Annotated in this window: 18 protein-coding genes; 15 read left to right on the forward strand and 3 right to left on the reverse strand. The window is 52.4% G+C overall.

From position 1 onward, the window contains the following. Positions 1-40 precede the first annotated feature (40 nt). Complete coding sequence (locus SLIP_RS11900) at positions 41-1,945, forward strand: N-acetylmuramoyl-L-alanine amidase family protein (RefSeq protein ID WP_013174457.1); 1,905 nt, start codon at positions 41-43, stop codon at positions 1,943-1,945. A 77-nt stretch (positions 1,946-2,022) separates the two neighbouring features. On the opposite strand, the gene SLIP_RS01305 is transcribed toward SLIP_RS11900, so the two are convergent. Beyond that, the gene (locus tag SLIP_RS01305; protein WP_013174458.1) at positions 2,023-2,265 is read right to left on the reverse strand and encodes a ribbon-helix-helix domain-containing protein; all 243 of its coding nucleotides are present in this window, start codon (positions 2,263-2,265) and stop codon (positions 2,023-2,025) included. Between the two features lie 130 nt (positions 2,266-2,395). On the opposite strand from SLIP_RS01305, the gene SLIP_RS01310 reads away from it, so the two are divergent. Next, on the forward strand, positions 2,396-6,046 hold the full coding sequence (locus SLIP_RS01310; protein WP_013174459.1) for a S8 family serine peptidase: 3,651 nt from the start codon (positions 2,396-2,398) through the stop codon (positions 6,044-6,046). Here the strand turns inward: SLIP_RS01310 and SLIP_RS01315 are convergent. Continuing rightward, on the reverse strand, positions 6,043-6,912 hold the full coding sequence (locus SLIP_RS01315) for an amidohydrolase family protein (protein ID WP_013174460.1): 870 nt from the start codon (positions 6,910-6,912) through the stop codon (positions 6,043-6,045). The genes SLIP_RS01310 and SLIP_RS01315 overlap by 4 nt on opposite strands. Positions 6,913-7,286: 374 nt before the next feature. Between SLIP_RS01315 and SLIP_RS01320 the strand changes: the two genes are divergently transcribed. From SLIP_RS01320 to SLIP_RS01350, 7 genes are all read left to right on the forward strand, one after another. After that, positions 7,287-8,075 carry an acyl-CoA dehydratase activase gene (locus SLIP_RS01320; RefSeq protein WP_013174461.1) on the forward strand — a complete coding sequence of 263 codons (789 nt, stop codon included), beginning with the start codon at positions 7,287-7,289 and terminating at the stop codon, positions 8,073-8,075. A 130-nt stretch (positions 8,076-8,205) separates the two neighbouring features. After that, complete coding sequence (locus tag SLIP_RS01325) at positions 8,206-9,480, forward strand: double-cubane-cluster-containing anaerobic reductase (protein ID WP_013174462.1); 1,275 nt, start codon at positions 8,206-8,208, stop codon at positions 9,478-9,480. A 9-nt stretch (positions 9,481-9,489) separates the two neighbouring features. Continuing rightward, positions 9,490-9,747, forward strand: a complete 258-nt coding sequence (locus SLIP_RS01330; RefSeq protein ID WP_013174463.1) for a putative Se/S carrier protein — start codon at positions 9,490-9,492, stop codon at positions 9,745-9,747. 70 nt (positions 9,748-9,817) lie between these two features. Next, entirely contained in the window at positions 9,818-10,969 is a 1,152-nt protein-coding gene (locus SLIP_RS01335) for an aminotransferase class V-fold PLP-dependent enzyme (protein ID WP_013174465.1), read from the forward strand. Between the two features lie 27 nt (positions 10,970-10,996). After that, positions 10,997-11,584, forward strand: coding sequence for a sulfurtransferase-like selenium metabolism protein YedF (gene yedF, locus SLIP_RS01340; protein WP_013174466.1), 588 nt, complete (start codon positions 10,997-10,999; stop codon positions 11,582-11,584). A gap of 134 nt (positions 11,585-11,718) precedes the next feature. Next, positions 11,719-12,276, forward strand: a complete 558-nt coding sequence (locus tag SLIP_RS11905) for a hypothetical protein (RefSeq protein WP_049764993.1) — start codon at positions 11,719-11,721, stop codon at positions 12,274-12,276. A gap of 732 nt (positions 12,277-13,008) precedes the next feature. Beyond that, the gene (locus SLIP_RS01350) at positions 13,009-13,827 is read left to right on the forward strand and encodes an inositol monophosphatase family protein (protein ID WP_013174468.1); all 819 of its coding nucleotides are present in this window, start codon (positions 13,009-13,011) and stop codon (positions 13,825-13,827) included. Between the two features lie 6 nt (positions 13,828-13,833). On the opposite strand, the gene SLIP_RS01355 is transcribed toward SLIP_RS01350, so the two are convergent. Further along, the gene (locus SLIP_RS01355; RefSeq protein WP_013174469.1) at positions 13,834-14,328 is read right to left on the reverse strand and encodes a hypothetical protein; all 495 of its coding nucleotides are present in this window, start codon (positions 14,326-14,328) and stop codon (positions 13,834-13,836) included. A 168-nt stretch (positions 14,329-14,496) separates the two neighbouring features. Between SLIP_RS01355 and SLIP_RS01360 the strand changes: the two genes are divergently transcribed. The 6 genes from SLIP_RS01360 (at position 14,497) to SLIP_RS01380 (ending at position 22,285) form a co-directional block, all read left to right on the forward strand. After that, positions 14,497-15,888, forward strand: coding sequence for an MFS transporter (locus SLIP_RS01360; RefSeq protein ID WP_242649115.1), 1,392 nt, complete (start codon positions 14,497-14,499; stop codon positions 15,886-15,888). 30 nt (positions 15,889-15,918) lie between these two features. Next, positions 15,919-18,012: a sigma 54-interacting transcriptional regulator gene (locus SLIP_RS01365; RefSeq protein WP_013174471.1), complete on the forward strand. Its 2,094-nt coding sequence runs from the start codon at positions 15,919-15,921 to the stop codon at positions 18,010-18,012. A 462-nt stretch (positions 18,013-18,474) separates the two neighbouring features. Then, positions 18,475-18,627, forward strand: coding sequence for a Com family DNA-binding transcriptional regulator (locus SLIP_RS12280; protein ID WP_083761930.1), 153 nt, complete (start codon positions 18,475-18,477; stop codon positions 18,625-18,627). Between the two features lie 326 nt (positions 18,628-18,953). Beyond that, positions 18,954-20,189, forward strand: a complete 1,236-nt coding sequence (locus SLIP_RS01370; RefSeq protein WP_013174472.1) for an acetyl-CoA C-acetyltransferase — start codon at positions 18,954-18,956, stop codon at positions 20,187-20,189. A gap of 32 nt (positions 20,190-20,221) precedes the next feature. Further along, positions 20,222-21,094: a 3-hydroxybutyryl-CoA dehydrogenase gene (locus tag SLIP_RS01375; RefSeq protein ID WP_013174473.1), complete on the forward strand. Its 873-nt coding sequence runs from the start codon at positions 20,222-20,224 to the stop codon at positions 21,092-21,094. A 42-nt stretch (positions 21,095-21,136) separates the two neighbouring features. Beyond that, positions 21,137-22,285 (forward strand): acyl-CoA dehydrogenase, encoded by a 1,149-nt coding sequence (locus SLIP_RS01380; RefSeq protein ID WP_041433222.1) that lies wholly within the window; start codon positions 21,137-21,139, stop codon positions 22,283-22,285. Positions 22,286-22,289: the final 4 nt, after the last annotated feature.

Here is a 22,289-nt window from a genome sequence, read left to right on the forward strand (position 1 = left end):
TTTATCGCATTAAACATGGCTGAAAGGGGGCTATTACATAATGAGGCGGATTAATACGAGAACCGCGCGTCTCATTTCAGTATTGGTATTGGTGACTTTTGTGCTGTCTTTTCTGGTGGTAGCGAGCGCCGCCTGGGCTGCTACAGGAACTATCACCGGCTCGGTGGTAAATATCAGGTCAGGGCCGGGAACCAACTATACCAAGGTGGGGGCCATTACCAAAGGGGCTCAGGTTGAGGTGATAAAACAGGCCGGTGATTGGTGTCAGATAAGGTTCGCCGGGAACAAGACCGGTTGGGTGTCCTCTTCTCTCATCTCCGTCAAAGCCACTAGTCAGTCCCAGCCGGTGGTTTCGACTACGTCCTCTAGCACCGTCTCAGCTACCGGTTCGGGAACAACCACGGTTGAAGTGACCGGAACCACGGTCAATTTGCGCCAAGGGCCGGGCACTTCTTATAAGGTAGTCGGAAAGGTAAGCAAAGGGACTGTTCTTACGGTGGTAGATAAAAGCGGCGATTGGTATAAGATAACCGGACAAGGGATCCCTGTCGGATACATAAGTTCCTCGCTCGTCAAGATAAGGAACAATGTTGCAACTACCGGATCCAGCAGCACGCAGGGTTCGGTTGCCCAGGGGACTCAAAACAAAGCGGCCTTGGTTACAGGGCAGGTGGTTAACCTTCGCTCTGGTCCCGGTACCAGCTACAGCAAAGTTGGACAACTGGTAAAGGGCGATACGGTGCAGGTGCTGAAGAGTTCATCCGATTGGTATCTGGTTAAGACCGAGAGCGGGGCCCAGGGCTGGGTGGCCGGCTGGCTGGTGCAGGTGGTTACCAGCGGTTCGACTCCGAATATGAACCAAAATACAAACCAGACAGCAGATCCCCCTTCGAATTCGGCTAGCGGCGGGACAACACCGAATGCGCCGTCAAACTCCCAGGAACCTGAAGCCTCTCTTCCCTCCAGGGGCAGCGAGCGCTATGAGCCTCAGCCGGAACCGGAACCCTCGCCTCCTGAAACCGTACCGGTGGTGGAAGGGGAACTAACTGGCATAACCGAAATAGTGGCAGGTAACATACAGATAGTTACCGTGAGCCTGTCGGTAGGCACCGCCTACGAGACAAAAAGCGAAAGCGGGCACTTTGTGCTGACTTTGAAAGGCATCCGCAAAAACTCGGTCGGCGACGTTATAGGGTTGGACGGTAAAGGAGCCACCCAGGTACAGGTGGAAGAAAGAATGGAACAGTATCCCATCACCCTATTGACCTTCGCTACTATAGGTAAACCGGTTTTCGGTGTGACGCCCAGCCAGGGAGGAAAGGAGCTAAAAGTCTTCATAAAGGCTGACCTTTCTGCTAGGAGGACAGGCCAGGTGCGGGTCGTGCTTGACCCCGGTCACGGAGGAAAAGATCCCGGTGCCATTGGCCCGGCCGGAACTCAGGAAAAAGACATCAATCTTCCTATTGCCCTTGAGGTGGGGAGGATCCTGTCTCTAGACGGCATTGACGTGGCTTACACACGCACCGCCGATGTCTATTTGAGCCTGGCAGAAAGGAGCCAGGTGGCCAATAACGCCGATGCTGACTTATTCGTGTCTATTCACTGCAACGGCTCGACTAGCCCGGACAAGCAGGGGATATCAACCTATTATTACGCACCTGCCGATAACCAGGTTCTTTACAGCCAAGAAGGAGATCGGCGGTTGCTGGCTTCGTCTATCCAGAAGGCTCTTCTGAGTGAGTTAGCCCGCGGTGATATGGGGGTCCGGCAGGGGAATTTTGCGGTTCTGCGGGAAACAGTCATACCTTGCGCGCTGGTGGAAACGCTCTTCATCACTAATCCGGAGGAGGAAACGCTTTTGGCTCAAACCTCTATCCAGCTCAGGGCCGCGGCCGCCATTGCCCAGGGCATCAAAGATTATCTGGTGAGCATCGGGCGCAAGTAGATATCATGATTTACTTGGGTTAGATACAAGAGGGTTTACGACCTTTATTCCTTCGTAACTGGTACCGTTGCTCAGGGCTACCTTTCATGGAGTTCGTCCCTCTTCCAGGATATAAGGCCTTGGGTGCCAAGATCAAGACCTTTTTCCATTAGCGCCAGCTGCCTATCCCTTGCCCGGTCGTACTCGTCGCCGGCCAGAACGGCTTCTTCCAGTGCTTCGATAAGCAAAGCCGACACGGACGTATCTCGCTCTACGGCAAGGTGTTTTACCCGGCGAAGAAGTTCCTTGGGCAACGAAAGAGTAATATTCTGATGGTCCATGTTACTCACCTTCACTAAATAAATTCTAGCACGCATTTACGTGTTGATACACATGAAAGCCTTTTGGCGACTTGGCAGTCGGGTCAATTCCGGCGGTAAGATCTATCTAGACTTCGAGGAGACGAAATGTATGTGGAAGAAGATACGCTCTTTGATAGCTCTGGTCTTATCCACTTGTTTGCTCTCCGGTTTTTTACTTTACATAGATACTGCTTACGTACCGGCAGTTTGGGTTAGCAGTAGGGCTCGCGAGGTCAGTTTTCTGAACGACCGCACGGCGGATCTTATTGGGTGCACTCCCATCACTGCCCGGGACCTGGCGGTGCCCGGAGGATTGACCGGGCGCGGGCAGGTCGTGGGCTTGGCAGACAGTGGCCTTGACAAAGGAAACCTTCTCGACATGCACCCTGATCTCACCAGCGTACCGGGTGAAATACCGAAGATAGTTTCCCTGGGATCCTGGGCCGGCAGGGCGGTACCCGATGATCCGGTTGGGCACGGGACTCACATGGCAGCGACCATTGCCGGGACTGGCAAGGCTTCAGGCGGTAAGTACAAAGGTATCGCGCCGAACGCCAGCCTTTATTTTCAAGCCCTGCTCGACCCTTCAGGCAAGCTGCAGGTTCCCCAGGATGTTGCCGGAATGTTTCTGGCTGCCTATCGGGCAGGGGTAAGGGTACATGTGAATGGGTGGGGAACGAGCGGCAACACATACAGCCGGACTGCGCAACAGGTAGATGCGTTTGTGCGGGCTTATCCCGAGTTCCTGCCTGTATTCGGGGCTGGCAACAGCGGCCCTGGTAAAGGAACTTTAACAGAAGAGGCCAACAGCAAGAATGCCTTGGTGGTTGGTGCTGCCCAAACGCCTAGGCCTTCGTTCGGGCCCGATGCCCGGGACGCAGAAGAACCCGCTTCGTTTTCCAGCCGGGGCCCGACTGCGGATGGGAGAATCAAGCCTGACCTTATGGTGCCGGCTTCGGCCGTCATTTCTGCCTGTTCCCGTTTGACCGAGAGCAACCTTGCAGCTGACTCGGATTACACCCGAATGGGTGGTACCAGCATGGCGGCTGCTATCACCGGCGGGGCGGTCGCTTTGTTGACCGAGTATTTAGAGAAGGAGGGGGTAGCCAACCCTTCGGCTGCTCTGCTCAAAGCCTTGTTGATCGACGGTAGCCGCCCGAGCCAGCAAAACGTTATGAGGTTGGGGTTTGGTACTCTGGACCTGGCTCAGACGATACTGATGCTGGAAGAAGAGCTTACCCGGTTCGAGGATGACCGGCAGGGGCTGGCAACTGGCCAGGAAAGGGCCTGGAAGGTTCGGGTGCGTGAACCACAGCTTCCTTTGATAGTTACTTTGGTTTGGACAGATGCTGTGGGGCAGGGGGGAGCAGGAAACCTGGTGAACGACCTCGACCTTGTAGTTGAGGGACCGGATGGCAAGGTTTACACTGGGAACCATTTTCTAGGGCTGAGTGGACCTGACAACAGCAATAACGTGGAGCAGGTGCGGATTGAGCACCCGGTTACTGGTGAGTACACGGTACGGGTGAAGGCCGCGTCCGTGCGAGTTGGAGCGACAGGGAGCGGGGGACTGTTCCAAGACTACGCCCTGGTCTACGGGCAACAGCCGGCACGTGATGTTCTGATCGAGAGCGACCACGGTTCTCTTCGGCTGGCAGGTCTGGGGACGGTATCACTGGACACTCGACAGCCGGTGATGGTGGTAAACGGGGAAACAGTACCCTTCACTTCTGGGCGGGTTCTGCCGGGAAGCGATGTTTACTTGGGGGCCGAGCGGGCATACATATTCGGGCGTACGTACCAAGCAGGAGGGGTTCAGGTCTTATCTAGTCCGCAAGGTGAGCAGTTGATGGAGGTTAACCCCCAGGTTAGAGCGGGGGGATATCTAATAGATGATCGGGCCAAACGGGAGATTGAAGGGGTTTACACCCTGAATGGGGAATCGGTGTCTTCTAGCGAGCTTCCAGCGGGGATCGAGGTGTGGGCTACGGTAAATCCGAGCACCCAAAGGGCTTGGCTGATCAAAGCCAGCTATCGGAAAGAAACCGGAGTGGTGCAGGCGGTAGACTATGAGTCACGGACGGTGAAGCTCCTGGAGGAAGCAACGACCTATAAGGTTCGAACGGACACGCTTGTCACCTTCCTGGACGAGTGCGTGGATTCCGGCTTGAACGATAGACCTTACGGGACGTCCCAGGCTTCGGGGTTGGAAGGGTTACTGCCAGGCATGCCGGTGGAACTGTACGTGTCAGCTGTTAGCGGAGATGTTATGTATGTTGCGGTAAAACGAGAGGTGGTTCAGGGGCGGGTAACACAAGTTGATCCAGACACCGGGAGGTTGATACTGGAGACTGGAAAGGAATACTCTTGTTTCCCCGGGCTTCCCGTAACCAGGGACGGGGAAAAGACCCAGTTGAGTGGTGTAAAACTGGGAGACTATGCCAAACTGGTGCTGGTTCCTAAGAGCAACCGGGTTCTGGCCCTAGAAGCATACTCAAAGGTGCTTTACGGTCAGGTCATTTACCTGGTAGAAAAACAAAAGAAACTGTACCTCACCGGTCAGGACAACGTGATGCGCGAACTGAACCTGGATCAAGAAACGCAGGTTTTCAGGTGGGATCTTCCGGTCGATGTGGCGGGAGTTCAGCCTGGGAGTTGGGTAAGAGCTGTGATCGATGGAAATCGGAACACGGTGCTGAGGATGGACGTGGCTGAAGTGGCAGAAGACACGACCGGTAGGTTTGACGCGTACCGGGAGGCAACACCGAAAACCGTAACTGTTGGGGGAAACAGCTACCTCATAGCGGACAACTGCCTGGTCACGAAAGGGGGCTACTGGATTGAACCCCAGGATTTGGTCTCAGGGGATGAGGTGAGGCTGGTAGCTTTATCTCTTCAGGGGTCGGGACAGAAACTGGCAGCTCTGGTGGCAGCGCAGGTAAAGTCAAGCCTATCGAAGCCGTTCTTGATGGCTTCGGTCAAGGAATTGAACGGAGTGCTGGTGGTAGACGGTCAAACCTCAGGTTATGCGGTCTACGTTTACCGCGCAGACGGTAGCCGAACCAGACTGAAGGCAGACCAAGGTGGTAGATTCAGTGCTTTGCTTGCTGTACACTCGGGAGAACATGAAGTAGAACTGGTTACCTTGGATAAAAACGGGGGACTGGCTTTTCTAAGGGTTGGCATCGAGCCTTTTAGCCCATCAAGGGGTGAGACGAGAACTTTTGCGGATATATCTGGAAAGCCGGACAATGAGTCCATAGCCAGATTAGCTGAAAGCTCAGTGGTAGCCGGGTACCCGGATGGGACCTATCGCCCGAACAAGCCAATAACACGGCTCGAGTTCTTGCTGATACTGGTCAGAGCGGGAGGAGGGCGCGAGAGGTCGGCTGTGGCAAAGGAATTTCTAGATCAAAAAGAGGTACCTGCTTGGGCTCGCCAGGATCTGGCCGAAGCTGTAAGAAGAGGACTGGTAGCGGGTTATCCAGACGGTACGCTTCGCCCTAACCAGCCGGTCACGAGAGCCGAGATGGCAGCCATGCTGGTGAGGGCCTTCGGAGCCGGATTCGGAGGAAAACCGCCTTACACTGACCTGAAGCGTACGCCATCCTGGGCCCGTCCAGCAGTAGTGCAGGCCTGGAGCCGGGGATTGCTAGACGGACTACGGACTTTGCTTTATCGACAGTTCTACCCGTACCGATACGTAACCCGGTTTGAAGCGGCTTTATGTGTAGCCCGTGGCTTTGGCATTAAGGGTTAGGTCAAGTTGAGACCAATGAAACGCTCGGCCCCGACCAGATGGACGGCCGTTCGCCAGCACACGTTTTCAGCACTTTCCCTGTCAGGGCAGACATTGTAGATAGCTTGGTAAACCGAGCTAACCGGATAAGCCGCACTCATAGGGAAGTCGCTTCCGGCCAGCATACGGTGACTGTAGCGGGCGATAAAGGAGCGGAGCATTTCAGACTGGCCAGGGTGTTCCTGCACCAAACATGCGGTGTTTGTGATATCCAGATAAAGACTGGGATAAGCCTCCAGGTAATCCTTGCAAAACTCTATTTCTCGATCAGGCCACAGCATGTGGACCAGGACCACTTTCATTCGCGGGTATCTTTTTAGGAAAGTATCTACTTGCTCTGCCATGGAAGGAAGCCCGTAAAAACGGGCAAACCCGCTGTGGATAAGCAGTGGGCACTGGCGGGCTTCAATATAGCTGTAGACTTCCTCCATGCGCGGGTCCAGGAGGTCGAACTCCTGCACGTAAGGATGGATCTTCACGCCGGCCATACCTAAGACATCAAGGGCCTCGGTTAGAATACCGATTTTGTCTTCATCCGCCGGGTGAATCGACGCAAAAGGTATGACTTCGGGATGTTTAGTGGCGAATTGGTATTGCCACTGGTGAATGGTTCGAGTTTCGCCAGCCCGCAACGGATAGAACAGGTTGAACAGGTAATCTGCTCCGCAAGAAGTGGCGTGGGATAACAGTTTTTCAGGATCTGTTTCCTGTGGGGACTGAAAATCTTTTATCATTCTGTGTGCCCACCTCAGCCCACCACGATTTCTCTTCTCTGTCATTATATGAGCGTGCGCGTCAATAAAGTAGCGCGTGACACCGATGCTCACTATTCTGTTTCCTCCTTCATGTAGCAATTTTGCAACCGTTTTCTCTCAATTATATACCAATGAACCAAGAGGTAGATTATCTAGGCTTGATTGGAAGCATATTTTGGAAAGGCGCGGGCCGAGGCGTGGCCAAAACCATAACCCATAGTTATAACTAAAACGAGCTATCGACGCCAGTGAAAGACTTATGATACAATTGTGCAAAAGTCCGGGCGTCATATCGATAACAAAAAGTTATAAGCCAGAACAAAAGGATGCCAAATCCGTCACTCGTGTCAGTGTTCATCTGGGAACATCAGTGTACATCTGTGGCTACGTATTTGGAGCGAGACATCAGAAAGCTGCGATGAAGATGAAGAAAGGAGGAAGTACCTGTGTTGGTAGCAGGAGTCGACGTCGGTTCCGTAGCCACAAAGGTTGCGGTAATCGACGGAGACAAAACCTACTGCCGCTTGGCGCCTACAGGTTGGAGTCCACGGGATGCAGGTTTAAGGACTTTTCGCGAGCTAATGGCTGACCTGGGAGTTAGCGAAAAGCAAGTGGATTTTGTAGTGGGCACCGGGTACGGGCGCATATCCTTGTCGTTCGTTCACAAAGCAGTTACAGAAATCACATGCCACGCTCGGGGTGCTGCTCATATGGTGCCAGGAAGCGCGGCTGTGATAGATGTGGGAGGACAGGACAGTAAAGTTATTAAAATCGATCACCGAGGAAGGGTCCTCGATTTCATTATGAACGATAAGTGCGCTGCTGGGACCGGGCGATTTCTTCAGGTTACGGCGGCGGCTTTGGGAGCAGATGTTAGCGAATTAGCCGATCTCGCTCGGGGCAAGAAACCCGTACATCTGAGCAGCATGTGCGCCGTCTTTGCCGAAAGTGAGGTCATAGGGCTTTTGGCGGCAGGAAGAGACAAGGGAGAAATCGTGGCCGGGCTGCACCGGTCGATTGCCCGGCGTATAGCCAGCATGGTTCAACGTTTGGGACTCGTCGATAGGATCACCTTTACAGGAGGGGTAGCCCGAAACGAGGACTTGCGTTTGTGCCTGGAAGCGGAGTTAGGGGCTGAGGTGGTGGTTCCCGAGCAGTGCCAGATGGCCGGAGCAGTAGGAGCGGCCCTGATCGCCCGGGACCAGGTAGAGGGGAAGGCCCAGTGGCTTTCGTGATATCGAAACGGGCCTGCGAGGGGTCCGGAGGGAGTTCTGACCGAGAATCGTGGCGATTCCGTTCAAAACAGTTCGCAACTGTGGTCCGGGTTTTAATATTATACTAACGGGGTAAGGAGGATGAACTAAAATGGCTGATTACCGCAAGATGTGGGAAGACCTGGGGATGAATGTCGATAAGCACGATTTGTTGTGCGAAGCCCTGCCCGATGCCTTTGGAGGGATTTACCTTTCCCAGGAGAAACGACCGGAAGGGATGAATTACTTCAACTTCGTGGTAGCCGAGATCCACGGGGTGCGCCCGACTGAGCTCCTGGAACACCAGGCCCGGGGAGGAAAAGTCTTCGGCACTTTTTGCGTTTACGTACCTGATGAGGTGGTTTTTGCGGCCGGGGGAATCGCTACCGGTTTGTGCGGAGGTTCGCAGTTCTGGGTACCGGCAGGGGAAAGCGTGCTCCCCGTGAACACCTGCCCGCTAATCAAGGCCTCCGTAGGTGCCAGGCTTGACCGTACCTGTCCGTTTTTCCGGATAGCAGACATGTACGTGGGTGAAACGACCTGCGATGGCAAAAAGAAAGCGTGGGAAATACTGGCGGGCGAGGTTCCGTTCCACGTAATGGATGTTCCACAGATGAAAAGGCCCCAAGACATCGGCCGCTGGGCCGACGAAATCAAGGGTTTTATAAAGGTGGTAGAGGAGTTTACCGGTAACCGGGTTACGCCTGAAGCGCTTCACCAGAGCATTGTTATGCTCAACAACAAACGCAGGGCTTTGAAGCGCTTGTACGAAACCAGGAAAGCCGACCCGGTGCCCATCAGCGGTAAAGACGCTCTGCTGGCTACCGAGATCGCGTTTTACGATGATCCAAGCAGGTTCACAGAAATGACCAACAATCTCTGTGAGGAACTCGAACAGCGCGTGAAACGGGGTGAAGGGGTTTTCCCAGCGGGAGCCCCCAGGATTATGATAACCGGTACGCCTATGGCTATCCCCAACTGGAAGCTGCACCATCTGGTCGAGTCGGCCGGGGCTCCGGTGGTGGTGGAAGAATCCTGCACCGGCACCAGGTATTTTGAGCATTTGGTCGAAGAGGAGCCCAGGGACTTGGACGGGCAGATTATAGCTCTGGCTGAAAGGTATATGAAGACAAACTGCGCCTGTTTTACGCCCAACTCTAACCGGATCCAGGATATTTTGAGGTTAGCCCAAGAATACCGGGTCGACGGGATCATAGACTACAATCTCCAATTCTGTGGGCTATATTCCACTGAGAGCTACTTGGTGAAGCAGGCGTTAGACGCCCAAGGAATTCCTTACCTGCATATAGAGACCGATTACAGCGAGCAGGACTTCGAGCAGCTCCGGACCAGGGTGGAGGCTTTTTTGGAAAGGCTCAGGAAGTAGGGGGATGTTATGGAAGAGGTTGACTGGTACGTGCTCTTTCCTAACCATCACGAAGGGCTGCGGCTTTACCGTAAACTGCAGGTACACGGGATCAGCTGTACTATAGCGCCTACCCCGAGGGCAGTCAGTTGTTGCTGTGGGATATCTCTGGTAGTCCCTGCCGAGGCGGTAGACGAGGTGAAGGCGGTAGCGGAAACGGTACAAGTTAAAGTAGAAGGAATTGTCCCTGTAGCCAAGAGGAAACAATGGAAATACAGGAGTTCCTAAGGGTACAAGGCGTTAGTGCTGTATGTGGCCTGGTGGCTGCAGGGCAAGAGGAGGGAAAGGACAGGACGAGATGAGGGTGATTTATCTCGATAACGCGGCCACTTCGTATCCTAAACCCGAGTCGGTTTATGAGGCGGTGGATCGTTTCAACCGCTATCAGGGTGGCAACCCGGGACGGGGAGCCAGCAGCAAGACCCTAGCCGCGGGGTCGGTGCTCATGGAGGCAAGGGAGGCCTTGGCCAAGTTGTTCAATGTGAAGGAAAGCTCCCATATCGCCTTCACTTTGAATGTGACCGAGGCCTTAAACGTAGGCCTCAAGGGTATACTGGAACCGGGAGACCACGTGATCACTACCAGTATGGAGCACAATGCAGTAGCCCGTCCCCTGCACGTACTCCGGAAAAAGGGGGTTGAATGGACCGCGGTTCCCTGCCATCCGGACGGGTCGCTGGATCCTGAGGAGGTAAAGAAGGCCATACAACCAAACACCCGGATGATCTGTGTTCTCCACGCTTCTAATTTGACAGGGACAATAATGCCCATCGATGAACTCGGAAGGATTGCTAAAAATAACGGGATTATCTTTTTGGTCGATTCGGCTCAGACGGCAGGGGTCTTGTCTATCGACGTTGAAGCGCAGAACATCGACATTCTTTGTTTTACCGGGCATAAGGCTCTTTTAGGACCGCAGGGAACTGGCGGGATTTACGTTCGTCCCGGGCTTTTGATCACTCCTTTGAAGGAAGGGGGGACGGGGTCAAAATCGGAGTTTCTCGAACAACCGGAAATGATGCCGGACCTTTTGGAAAGCGGGACCCCAAATACCCCAGGCACAGCCGGCCTCTTGGCCGGAGTCAACTTCGTGATGTCCCAAGGCCTCGAGCGTATCCGCGAACACGAACAGAAATTGACCGAGATGCTGATATCGGGATTGAAAGAGATACCTGGAGTTGAGCTTTACGGACCGGAGCACGCCGCCAGCCGGACGGCGGTCGTCCCTTTCAACATCGAGAACGTCGACTGCGGGGAAGTCAGCCTAATCCTGGATCAGAAGTACGGAATAGTGACCAGATCCGGGCTCCACTGCGCTCCTCTTGCTCACGGGACGGTTGGAACGCTGAAGAAGGGGGCGGTTAGGATGAGCCTCGGGTATTTTACGAGTGTTGATGACGTAGAAACTGTGATCAAGGCAGTGTACGAGATTGCCAGAGAACGATACTAATGGATTACTAGGGGGTGTGGCAAGGAGATGAAGGGTGAAAACATCGTTGATGCCAGGGGGTTAACCTGTCCCCAGCCGGTCATTTTGACCAAGAAGGTTATGGACAGGGGAGAAGCGGAACGTATCACGACACTGGTGGACAACACAGCAGCTTTGGAAAATGTGAGCAAACTTGCCCAGAGCCAGGGGTATGCGGTGGAAGTGGAGGATAGAGAAGGGACGTACTATATTCACATGACTAAAGCCAAGCAGTCGGAAACCGCCCTAGGAGAGGAAGAGCGGCAGGTAGCAATCCTGGTCAAGAGTAACCGTTTCGGAGTCGGCGCAGACGAGCTGGGCGAGGTGTTAATGAAGAGCTTTCTCTACGCCCTGACCGAGCTTGAGCCCAGCATCTCCCATCTGATATTCATGAACAGCGGGGTATTTATGACTACCGAAGGTTCGCCCGTGCTGGAGCACTTGCAAGCCCTGGCCGCCAAAGGAGTTCAAATTCTTTCGTGTGGCACGTGTCTGGACTACTACCAGCTGAAAGATAAACTCAAGGTGGGTGAGGTCACCAACATGTATGCTGCTATGGAAATACTGACTCGTGCTCCCAAGGCTTTGACTTTCTGAGCGGTTCTTGCCTGAATCCAGGGAAGCGGGCGAAAGCCCGCTTTTTTATCATGGAAATCTTTTTACCACGAGGTAATTGGGGTAAAATGAATTCAAAGTAGATGCTGGGCACGGGGAAGAGGTACGTGTTTCCGATGAGAATAAATTCGGGTTCGGGGGATTTTTACCATAATCAGAGGAACCTGATGACGAGGCTACAGGCTAAAGATAGTCAAGGTGCAAATCCTGTTCATTCTCGCCTCGAAGCTGGAGGATCCACGGACGCGGGCGGTACCCGGTTGCCCGAGGAGGTTAGAAAAGACAATCGGGGCAGTCCCGAACCTACCGTTGACCGGGTTACTGAGAAGCAGCTTAAACGATTGGGGATCATACCATGTAAGACCTGCCAGAACCGGAGGTATCAGGATCAATCGAGCGACCCTGGGGTTTCGATGAAAGCGCCCACCGCTCTTTCGCCAGCTGTGGCCGGGGTGACGGTGGCCGCCCACGAGAACGAGCACGTGCAGCGGGAACGAGCCCAGGCGGCCAGAGAGGGTAAAGAGGTGATCTACCAGTACGTGCAGCTCTATATGGCAACTTGCCCCGAATGCGGGCGGGTCTACGTAGCTGGAGGCAAGACCGTGACCGTTGCCGGGCCAGCCAAATCTGAGGGGAATAAAGAGCCAGGGAAGCTGGTTAACATATATGCGTAGGAGCAATCTGAATAAAGCAGATAAAGGGCCGGAATCCCGGCTTTTTTGCTGGGGGAAACCCGGCCACAGACCCTCACGACTCCTATTCGGTGTCACCACTAGAGAATGAAAATGCGGCTGTGGAGGAGTGTTAGCCAGCTCGCTCCAAGACTCCTCGCCTGCAACACATCGGCTCACTTCGGTGCGATCCGGCACTCAGGGCAAACGCGTCATGCAAATTAGCCAGTTAAAGGAAGGTGTTCCTAATGCAGATGGGTCCTGAGTGCCGGACGAAACCTCCTGTTTCTCGCTCCGCTTCGCAGCCCTCAGTTTCGCCGTGTGTTGCAACGGCTCGTCATACGTCGCTCGCCCGGCTAACACTCCCCCTTCGACTCTATTTTCGGGGCAGACCCTCACGACACCTATCAGGTGTCACCACTAGACAACGGAAATTCGCGGAGGCTTCCTAATGACGCGGCAATCAAATCAAAGGTACAAATTACATAAATCATCTGTGGACATCTGGCAAAATCTGTGTGCATCTGTGGCTTATTTTCGGGGCAGTTGTGTGAAAATACTGAGCCGAGGCAAGTCTCTCGGTTAAAATGGTATTGAGCAAAATAACCAAGACTGAGGAGGTACCTTACAATGGCTCGTTACCATGTGACTGGTGATTCCTCTAAAAAATCAGTGAAAATCTGCATTAATCTGTGTTTGTCTGTGGATTCATTTTAGTAATGAGGAGTGTAACGAATGAACGTCGATTTTTCGGATAGGACTCTGGTGGCTTTGAAGGCGGCCGAGGCAGCGGCTGAGGTGATTACCGAAGCCAGAGGAAACATCAATCCGGATTTGATCCGAACCAAGGGCATCAACGATTTCGTAACCGATGTGGACGAAAGAGCGGAAGAGGCTATCGTTCAGACCATTAAAGGGATGTTTGCCGAAGATGCTATTCTGGCCGAAGAGAGGGGTACGTTGAAAGGAAATGAGCACTCAGGTGTTTGCTGGTATATAGACCCGCTTGACGGAACGACCAACTTTATTCACGGGGTACCCGTCTATTGTATAAGCATCGCCTACGAGATAGACGGAGTCCTTTGGGGCGGCGTGGTTCATGACCCCAACTTCCGGGAAGTTTTTGTGGCTGAAAAAGGGAAGGGCGCATATTTAAATGGAGAGCGGATACAGGTTACAAGGAATGACTTGCCCGGCGATTGCCTCTTAACCACCGGGTTCCCTTTCAGGAGTTTCCGGTTTTTGCAAAGCTATTTCCAGCTTTTTGCCCATATAATACCTAGTATTCACGGTTTGAGAAGGCCTGGATCCGCGGCCTTAGACCTGTGCTGGACTGCTTGCGGCCGTTTCGACGGTTTCTTGGAACTGAATCTCTGCCCGTGGGATATCGCGGCAGGAACCGTAATTGTCAGGGAAGCGGGCGGTAGAGTCACTGACTGGAAGGGCAAAGAAAGGTTCATGGAAACCGGGCACATAATAGCTACCAACGGGCTGATCCATGACTGGCTGTTGGAACAGATCGGGCTTTATTTCCCGGAACAGGAATTGCTGTGATTCTAATCAGTCCATGATAGATGTTCGATACTTCTCTTCGAACTCTCGTTCAATGTCTGCCAGGCGCGATGGGGCAGACATCATGCTTTTGAGTTCTCGCAGCTTTAATGCCGCTTCACCGCATGATCGCGGGGGAATGGGTAGCCTGCCACTGTCCGCAGCAGTGTTTGCATCCAGGGATTGTAACAGGCGCTCGGCTTCTTCCATGATGATGTCATCCTTGATTTCCCTCATCATGTCAATGATTTCAGAGGGGAGAGGGGGAGCTACTTCTATTTCCAGTTTTTCATAGGGAAGAAGAGCTTCGGCTTCCTTGATTATGAGGTCACAGCTTTTGAGACACTCCTCGAAATCGTCGGAGCCTTGTACAGTACGGTAATGAAGGTAAATGGTGTCTAATCGGGTTGCCACTTCCAAAGTAGCGGCGGCCCGGCACTCGCCGCAGAGGCCTTTTTGGTCGACCATAAGCACCTTGCGCCGGCATATAATGCATTCCGGCATCGAATTCCTCCTTTCCAACGAGTTAAGCTACTTTAGAGGATACTTGTCCCCGGACCTCTTTGCAACATCGACCCTGGGGAAACTTTGCTGGACAGGTGTGGGGCACGATGGTTAAATTGAAGGTAGACTGTGGCGTAATGATTATGGCAAGACATGGAGGGATGCTTGTTGCTAACTGAAGAGCAACGATTCACATTAATAGCTGTCTGCATAACTTCTTTTTTGACCCCTTTTACGGGTAGTGCCATAAACATCGCTATTCCAGCAATAGGTAAAGATATTGGGGCGAACATAGTTGCTTTGACTTGGATATCTACCAGTTTCATGTTAGCTTCGGCAGCTTTGTTATTACCGGTCGGAAGCATGGCAGATATAAAAGGGCGCAAACCCATTTTTATGGCTGGTATTGCTATTTTTGGGTTGACCGGTTTAGTGGGCGGGCTAGCCCGGACGTCTTCGTTGTTGCTGGCGATGCGGGTGTTGCAAGGGATGGGAGGAGCTTTGATTTTCAGCACAGGGATGGCGATACTCACAGCCGTTACCCCCCCAGGAATGAGAGGCAAGTTTTTGGGCATTAACTCAGCAGTAGTGTACGTAGGAGTATCGGTAGGACCTGTCTTGGGAGGATTTATCACACATTATTTGGGTTGGCGTTATATCTTTTTCTTTATCACCTTCTTAACTTTGGTGGCCTTGCTGGCTGCAACCAGGATCAAGACGGACGTAGCTCCCGGAAAGATGACCGGATTTGACTTGGCTGGGGCTGCCTTTTACACTTCCGGGCTGGTGGCATTGATGTACGGCCTTTCCATAATTGCGACCGCGGCGATGGGTAAATGGCTGTTAGGGCTGGGGGTAGTGCTTCTGGCTCTTTTCGTTTACCGCGAGCTGAACTCGGAATCGCCTTTGATCGAATTGAGAGTGTTACTGCGAAACCGTTCCTTTGCCTTCTCCAACCTGGCAGCTTTTATCAATTACATGGCAACCTCTGGGGTAACGTTCTTGTTATCGATTTACCTGCAAATGGTGAAAGGGCTAAGCGCTCAAGCGGCGGGGATGGTCATGCTTTCACAGCCTGTTATCATGGCTTTAGTTTCACCATACTCGGGCCGGATGTCAGATAAAGTTGAACCCCAGATAGTGGCGACTTGGGGTATGGCTCTAACTATGGTAGGGCTTATCATGTACCAGTTTGTGAACCGCGACACCTCTCTTATATATGTCGCTATTACTTTAGTGGTAATGGGATTAGGATTCGGGCTTTTTGCCTCCCCTAACAACAACGCGGTTATGAGCTCAGTCCCAGCGCATCAGTATGGCATAGCTTCGTCGACCCTGAGTACTATGAGGTTGGTAGGACAAAGCTTCAGCATGACAGTGGTGGCTCTCATCATCGGTGCGGTGATGGGGAAAGTAAAAATAGACGCCGCCGAGATCGGGCCTTTCTTGCTAAGTATGAGGTTGATACTTGGGCTGTTTGCGGTTACTTGTGTGGGGGGAATATTCGCTTCACTGGCTCGAGGCACCATTCATGCTGAACCGGACAGATTGAAGGGATAGAGGTTCTGAGGGGAAGGTGAGGTGGTTAAGTTGAGGCTTGAGGACATCATGACTCCCAACCCGGTTCTCTTACATCCCGAAATGCCTGTTTCCGAGGCGGCCAAAGTCTTTGTCGAACATGGAATAGATGGGGCGCCGGTAGTCGATGAACGCCGCCGGGTTATCGGGTTGCTGACCAAGAGCCATATCTTGAGGCTGGTAAGCCAGGAGCAGGACATGTCTATTCCGGTGAGTGAGGTGATGACAAGACGGGTCTTGGTTGGCCATCCGAGGGACGAGCTTTCTCAGTATTTCCGCACTACAGTGAAACGAATTCCAGTAGTACGAGAAGACGAAATTGTAGGGATTGTGACTAATTCCGATTTCCTAGAGGCTTTTTTTGATTCTTACTACCGGATGAGTACCGAATTGAAAGCGGTAATAAACGCTACTCATAACGTGATTATTGCTGTTAATGAAAAGGGAATCATCAAGCTTATCAACCAAGCGGCAGAGAAGGCTTTGCAGGTTACGGCCGAGGAGGCGCTGGGTAGGCACGTAGCTGAAATCATACCTAACACGGGGTTACTGGAGGTCTTGAAAGAGGGTAAAACCCAAACCGCTCAAAAAATATGGCTCAATAGCCGTTGTTTTATTTCTAACCGTACGCCTATCTGGAAAGGCGAGACCCTTATTGGCGCCGTAGCCGTGCTTCAGGACGTATCAGAACTGGAGGCCGTGTCCCAGGAGCTACAGTTTGTCAAGGATCTCAATGAAGTACTCAATGCTATTATCGAGTCTTCGTTTGACGGTCTGTTCATCACTGATCGAAACGGCTACATTCTGCGGGCCAACCAAGCTTTGGAAAGAATTACCGGGTTTGAACCAGGAACCTTGGTGGGGCAGAACATTGAAGTTTTGGTTAAAAAGGGCATAGTTGCTCAAGAAGCTGCTAGCCTGGGGATCAGTACCGACCAACCTTGTACTTCGATGCAGACAACCCCCGAGGGTAAGGCCATCCTGTGGACAGGCAGCCCGGTGTTCGATGAAGACGGGCGGGTCACAAGGATTGTCTACAATGTGAGGGATATGACGGAACTGACCCGGCTTGAACAGAAACTGGAACAGGCCCGCAGTCTGAGCCAACACTATGAAAGCCAGCTGAAGACTTTGAAGCTGCAGTACGTGGGTTCGGATAGATTGGTTGTCGGTTCGGCTGCCATGCGTAAGCTCATAGAAATGGTGGTAAGGGTGGGACAGGTAGACTCAACCGTGTTAATCACGGGAGAATCGGGGACCGGGAAAGAGTTGATAGCGGAGACGATTCATAACAACAGCCGAAGGCGAGAAGGACCTTTTATCAAAGTAAACTGCGGCGCTATTCCTGAGCATTTATTGGAATCAGAACTTTTCGGTTATGAGGCTGGAGCTTTTACAGGAGCCAGGCGAGAAGGAAAAGCCGGTTACTTTGAAATGGCAGATGGGGGCACGCTTTTTTTAGATGAGATTGGAGAACTGCCCTTGAACCTCCAGGTAAAACTATTGCGGGTGTTGCAGAGTAAAGAGGTAACGCGGGTTGGTAGCACCCGGCCCACACGAGTTGACGCCAGGATTCTCGCGGGGACAAACCGCAATCTCGAGGAAATGGTTCAAAACAAGCAGTTCCGTGAAGACCTTTACTACCGTTTAAACGTGATACCGCTTTACGTACCGCCGCTGAGAGAGCGAAAAGAGGAGATTCCGTTGTTAGTTGTGCATTTTGTAAAATTGATAAATCAAAAATACGAGATGAACAAGCGTTTTTCTCCGGAAGCTATCGAGGTTTTAATGAAGTATGATTGGCCCGGCAATGTAAGGGAATTGGAGAACCTGGTAGAAAGGTTGCTGGTCACGTGTAGCGGTGACATAGTGAAGGTGGAAGATCTCCCACCACAGTTTGGTGGAGGAACAACGGGGGCCGCGGAAGTAAGGGTTTCGGGCATTCTTCCCTTAAAAGACGCGGTGGAGAGCGTGGAAAGGCAGATATTAGAAAAAGCCTATGCTGAATACCGTACAACCAGGCAAATAGCTAGCAAACTAAGAGTCGATGCTTCGACTATAGTGAGAAAGGCTGCCAAATACGGGCTGATAAATAAACTGAATTAGTTGCGGTATCGCAACGTGCCCGGCAAATATGCAACAGCAGGGCACACGGTTTTAGCCATATATTGTTGCAATTATACAATAAATGTGAAAGAGGGGATTTGCTCTTTCACATTTTTTGTTTTCAGAACTTTGTCGGATTTGACCGGGGTTTATGGACGTTTTTTCTTTTCCAGCTTGGGTGGCACGCAACTTGCACTTTAATAAAGCGGTTGCCGGGAAGCTCCTATCGGAAGCACGCGTCACGTAAGTTTTCCGAATTACTTCCCTCACTAGTTGCCCGCGCCGTGACTTGTACGGCGACACGGCGCGGAGGCATTTTTCTTTGAGACGTGAGGCATGATGAAGGCGAAGAACTTAATAGAATTGAGATAGCTGGAAGAGAGCCCCTGAGCCCCGCCAGGTAGACCTGACGGGGCTAATCTGTTCTTCTATATTGAGTGGCGGTGAAGGGGTGAAGACAGATTGAAAGAATTCAGGTGCCAGAAGTGCAATAAACTGTTAGGAAAGTACAGGGAATGCCAGGAACTGGAAATCAAATGCCCCCGTTGCGGTTACAAGAATTATTTAAAAGAAGAGCCGGTGGTGACCGTGGCGAGCAGTGATCAGAAGAAGTAAACCGCTAGTCGTTAAAGTGTAATGGACAGCCTGGTGGTAGTTTGTGGGATACCCTCCCTACCCCGGGGTCTTCCGGACCTCAGTTTGCTGAGAGCCGCTGAGCTCCTCGGGGGACCTTTAAAAGGCAGGGTTATCTTGAAATAGGGGTACTTGCCGCGCAGGATGGATCAAAAAGTGGATACTGTGAGTGAATTTAGAGAGCCTTTGAGCCCCGTCACTTTTGTTGGCGGGGCTTTTTTGCTGATGAAGGGCAGGGTTTGTCCTCGACCAAAAGAATTGCTTGGGTTTTAGCCCAGAAAGGGGGATGGTGAAGGAGGTCGATAAGTTTGCAGCTGTTTACAACACTTGAAAGGGAGGAATGGAACGTGAGAGAGGTTGTCATCGTAGGAGCAGCAAGAACACCTTTTGGTAGATTCGGCGGCGCCTTAAAGTCGTTCAAGGCGGTAGAGTTGGGAGCCATCGCCATTAAAGAGGCCGTCAACCGGGCAGGCATAAAGCCGGAACAGGTCGATTACGTTTACTATGGTCAGGTAGTACAAGCCGGTTGCGGGCAGGTTCCAGGGCGGCAGGCAGCTATCAAGGCGGGAATCCCCGTGGAGGTACCTTCCATCACGGTGAATAAAGTCTGTTCATCCGGTATTATTACCTGCGGGCTAGCCTACAAGATGATCGCTGCCGGGTATATAGACATTGCTGTCGGTGGTGGGATGGAGAGCATGTCCAATATCCCGTTCGGGCTGTTCGACATGCGCTGGGGGGCTCGGATGGGCGTTCCGAACAAGAACTGTACCGACTTGATGGTATGGGACGGTTTGTGGTGTGCTTTCTACAACCGGCACATGGCTATTCACGGGTCGGAAGTCGCAAGAGAGTTCGGGTTGGATCGCGAGCCTCAGGACCGCTGGGCAGTGCGCAGCCAGAACCGGGCCGAAGCGGCTATTAAAGCGGGAAGGCTGAAGGACGAGATCGTACCGGTAACGGTACCAGGAAAGAAGCCGGTTGTGGTGGACACTGACGAGCAGCCTCGATTTGGGTGCACCTATGAAGACATCGCAAAACTACCTCCGGTATTCGACCCGCAGGGAACCATAACTGCAGGGAACGCTCCGGGAACCAATGACGGGGCCAGTGCGCTGGTTCTGATGGCCAAAGAAAAAGCCGAGGAACTGGGAATCAAGCCGCTGGCAACCGTATTGGGTTACGCTGAAGTCTCGCAGGAGCCTAGGTATATAGCTACTGTGCCCGGACTGTCGATTAAGAAGTTGTTAGACGAGAAGGGCATGTCGATCAAAGATATGGACCTCATCGAGATCAACGAAGCCTTTGCCGCAGTAGTTCTGACCAGTGGGAAAGCCATCCTCGGGCTGACCGACGAGGAGCTGGATGAGAAGGTCAACGTCAACGGTAGCGCCATAGCCTTCGGACATCCCATCGGAGCCTCTGGCGGCCGTATACTGATGACCCTGGCCTACGAGCTCAAGCGGCGCGGCGGCGGACTCGGAGTATGCGGGATCTGCAGCGGTGCAGCTCAGGGCGATGCGATGATGATCAAGGTCGAGTAGACAGTAAGCCCTTAAGGGATTCAAGGTAATGCATGGAGGGGGTTATAAAGGTGGAAGTCAAAAAGATATTCGTGGTGGGTGCTGGCCAGATGGGTGGAGGCATCACCCAGGTTGCAGCGCAAGCAGGATATGAAGTGGTCCAGTATGACATTACCATGGAACTGGTAGAAAAAGGGCTAGGAGTAATTACCAAGAACCTTTCCAAGGATGTGGAGAAAGGCAAGAGGACCGCAGAAGAGAAGGACGCCATCCTGGGGCGTATCAGCAAATCGGTAAGCCTCGAAGACGCGAAAGATGCTGACCTGGTAATTGAAGCAGTCGTCGAAAATTTTGACATTAAGAAGAATATATTCAGCGAATTGGACAGGATTTGCCCTGAGCACACCATTCTTGCTACTAACACCTCATCTCTGCCGATAACTCAGATTGCAGCTTGCACCAAGCGTCCAGAGAAGGTTATCGGAATGCACTTCATGAACCCGGTGCCGGTCATGAAACTGGTCGAAATCATCCGGGGCCTGGCTACTACCGATGAAGTCTACCAGGTTGTAGAAGAGGCCTCAATAAAGATGGGTAAAGTACCTGTTTGGTGTAAAGATGTACCCGGGTTTGTATCGAACCGGGTTCTTCAGGTAATGATTAACGAGGCTTTGTGGGAGCTGTATGAAGGGGTGGCCCCGGCCGAGAATATCGACAACATCATGAAACTGGGGATGAACCATCCTATGGGACCGCTGGCTCTGGCTGACTTGATTGGTCTCGATACGGTACTGGCTATTCTCAATGTAATGTACCAAGGGTATGGAGATCCGAAGTACCGTCCGTCCCCGCTGTTGAAGCAGTATGTCCAGGCCGGCTGGTTGGGCAGAAAGACCGGCAAGGGTATCTACGACTACAGCAAGTAGGTGGAGGATTGTCAAAGAAGTTGAATGCAAGGGGTGAGGATATTGCATTTTCAATTGAGTGAAGAGTCTTTAATGTTAAGGGATATGGTCCGCAAGTTTGTCAAAAACGAAGTAGAACCGATCGCGGCCGAGATCGACCGCGAGCACCGGTTCCCCATGGAGACGTTCAAGAAGCTAGCTGATCTGGGACTTACCGGGATACCGATTCCGGAAGAGTGGGGCGGAGCAGGCGGCACTTATCTCGACTTTGCCATGTTCATTGAGGAGCTAGCCAAGGCTTGTGCATCTACTGCCGTCATAATGGCGGTTCATACCGGGTTAGGTTGCATGAGCACTTATCTCTATGGCACGGAGAAGGCAAAACAAAAATACCTCCGGGCGCTGGCCACCGGTGAAATTATAGGGGCGTACGCTCTCACCGAGCCGAATGCCGGTTCAGATGCGGCTTCTATTCGGTGCAGGGCAGAGGATGCCGGGGACCATTTCATAGTGAACGGCAGCAAGATATTCATTACCAACGGCGGGTATGCTACTACGTATTGCACATTCGTAAAGACCGATCCCTCCCAGCCCCCTGGCAAAGGCATCACATGCCTCATCATAGAGAAAGATACTCCTGGCTTCTCCATCAGCAAGCCGGTAGAGAAGATGGGCATGAACGGGTCTCCTACCTGCGAGCTCTACTTTGACAATGTCAAGGTACCAAAAGAAAACGTGTTGGGTGAGGTCAATAATGGGTTCGAAGTGGCGATGGGATTGCTGGACGGCGGGCGTATAACAATCGCGGCTCAGGGGCTTGGCATAGGTGAGGGCGCTCTTGAATATACAGTTAATTATATAAAAGAAAGAAAGCAGTTCGGCCGTCCCTTAGCAGCAAACCAGGGTGTGCAGTTCATGGTGGCCGATATGGCTACTGCCCTGGAAGCGGCTCAGCTTCTGGTATACCGGGCAGCATGGCTGAAGGACAACAAGCTTCCCCACAGCAAGGAAGCTTCTATGGCCAAGAAGTTTGCTACCGACACATCTATGGAAGTTTGCACCAACTGTGTACAGTTGATGGGCGGGTACGGCTACTGCAAAGAGTTCCCGGTCGAACGCATGATGAGAGACGTGAAAGTGACCCAGATTTACGAGGGCTCTAACCAAATTCAAAGGATGATAATTGGCAGGCACGTTATCGGTCGTTTCTAGTTGT

Source organism: Syntrophothermus lipocalidus DSM 12680, assembly GCF_000092405.1.
Taxonomy (GTDB): Bacteria; Bacillota; Syntrophomonadia; order Syntrophomonadales; family Syntrophothermaceae; genus Syntrophothermus; species Syntrophothermus lipocalidus.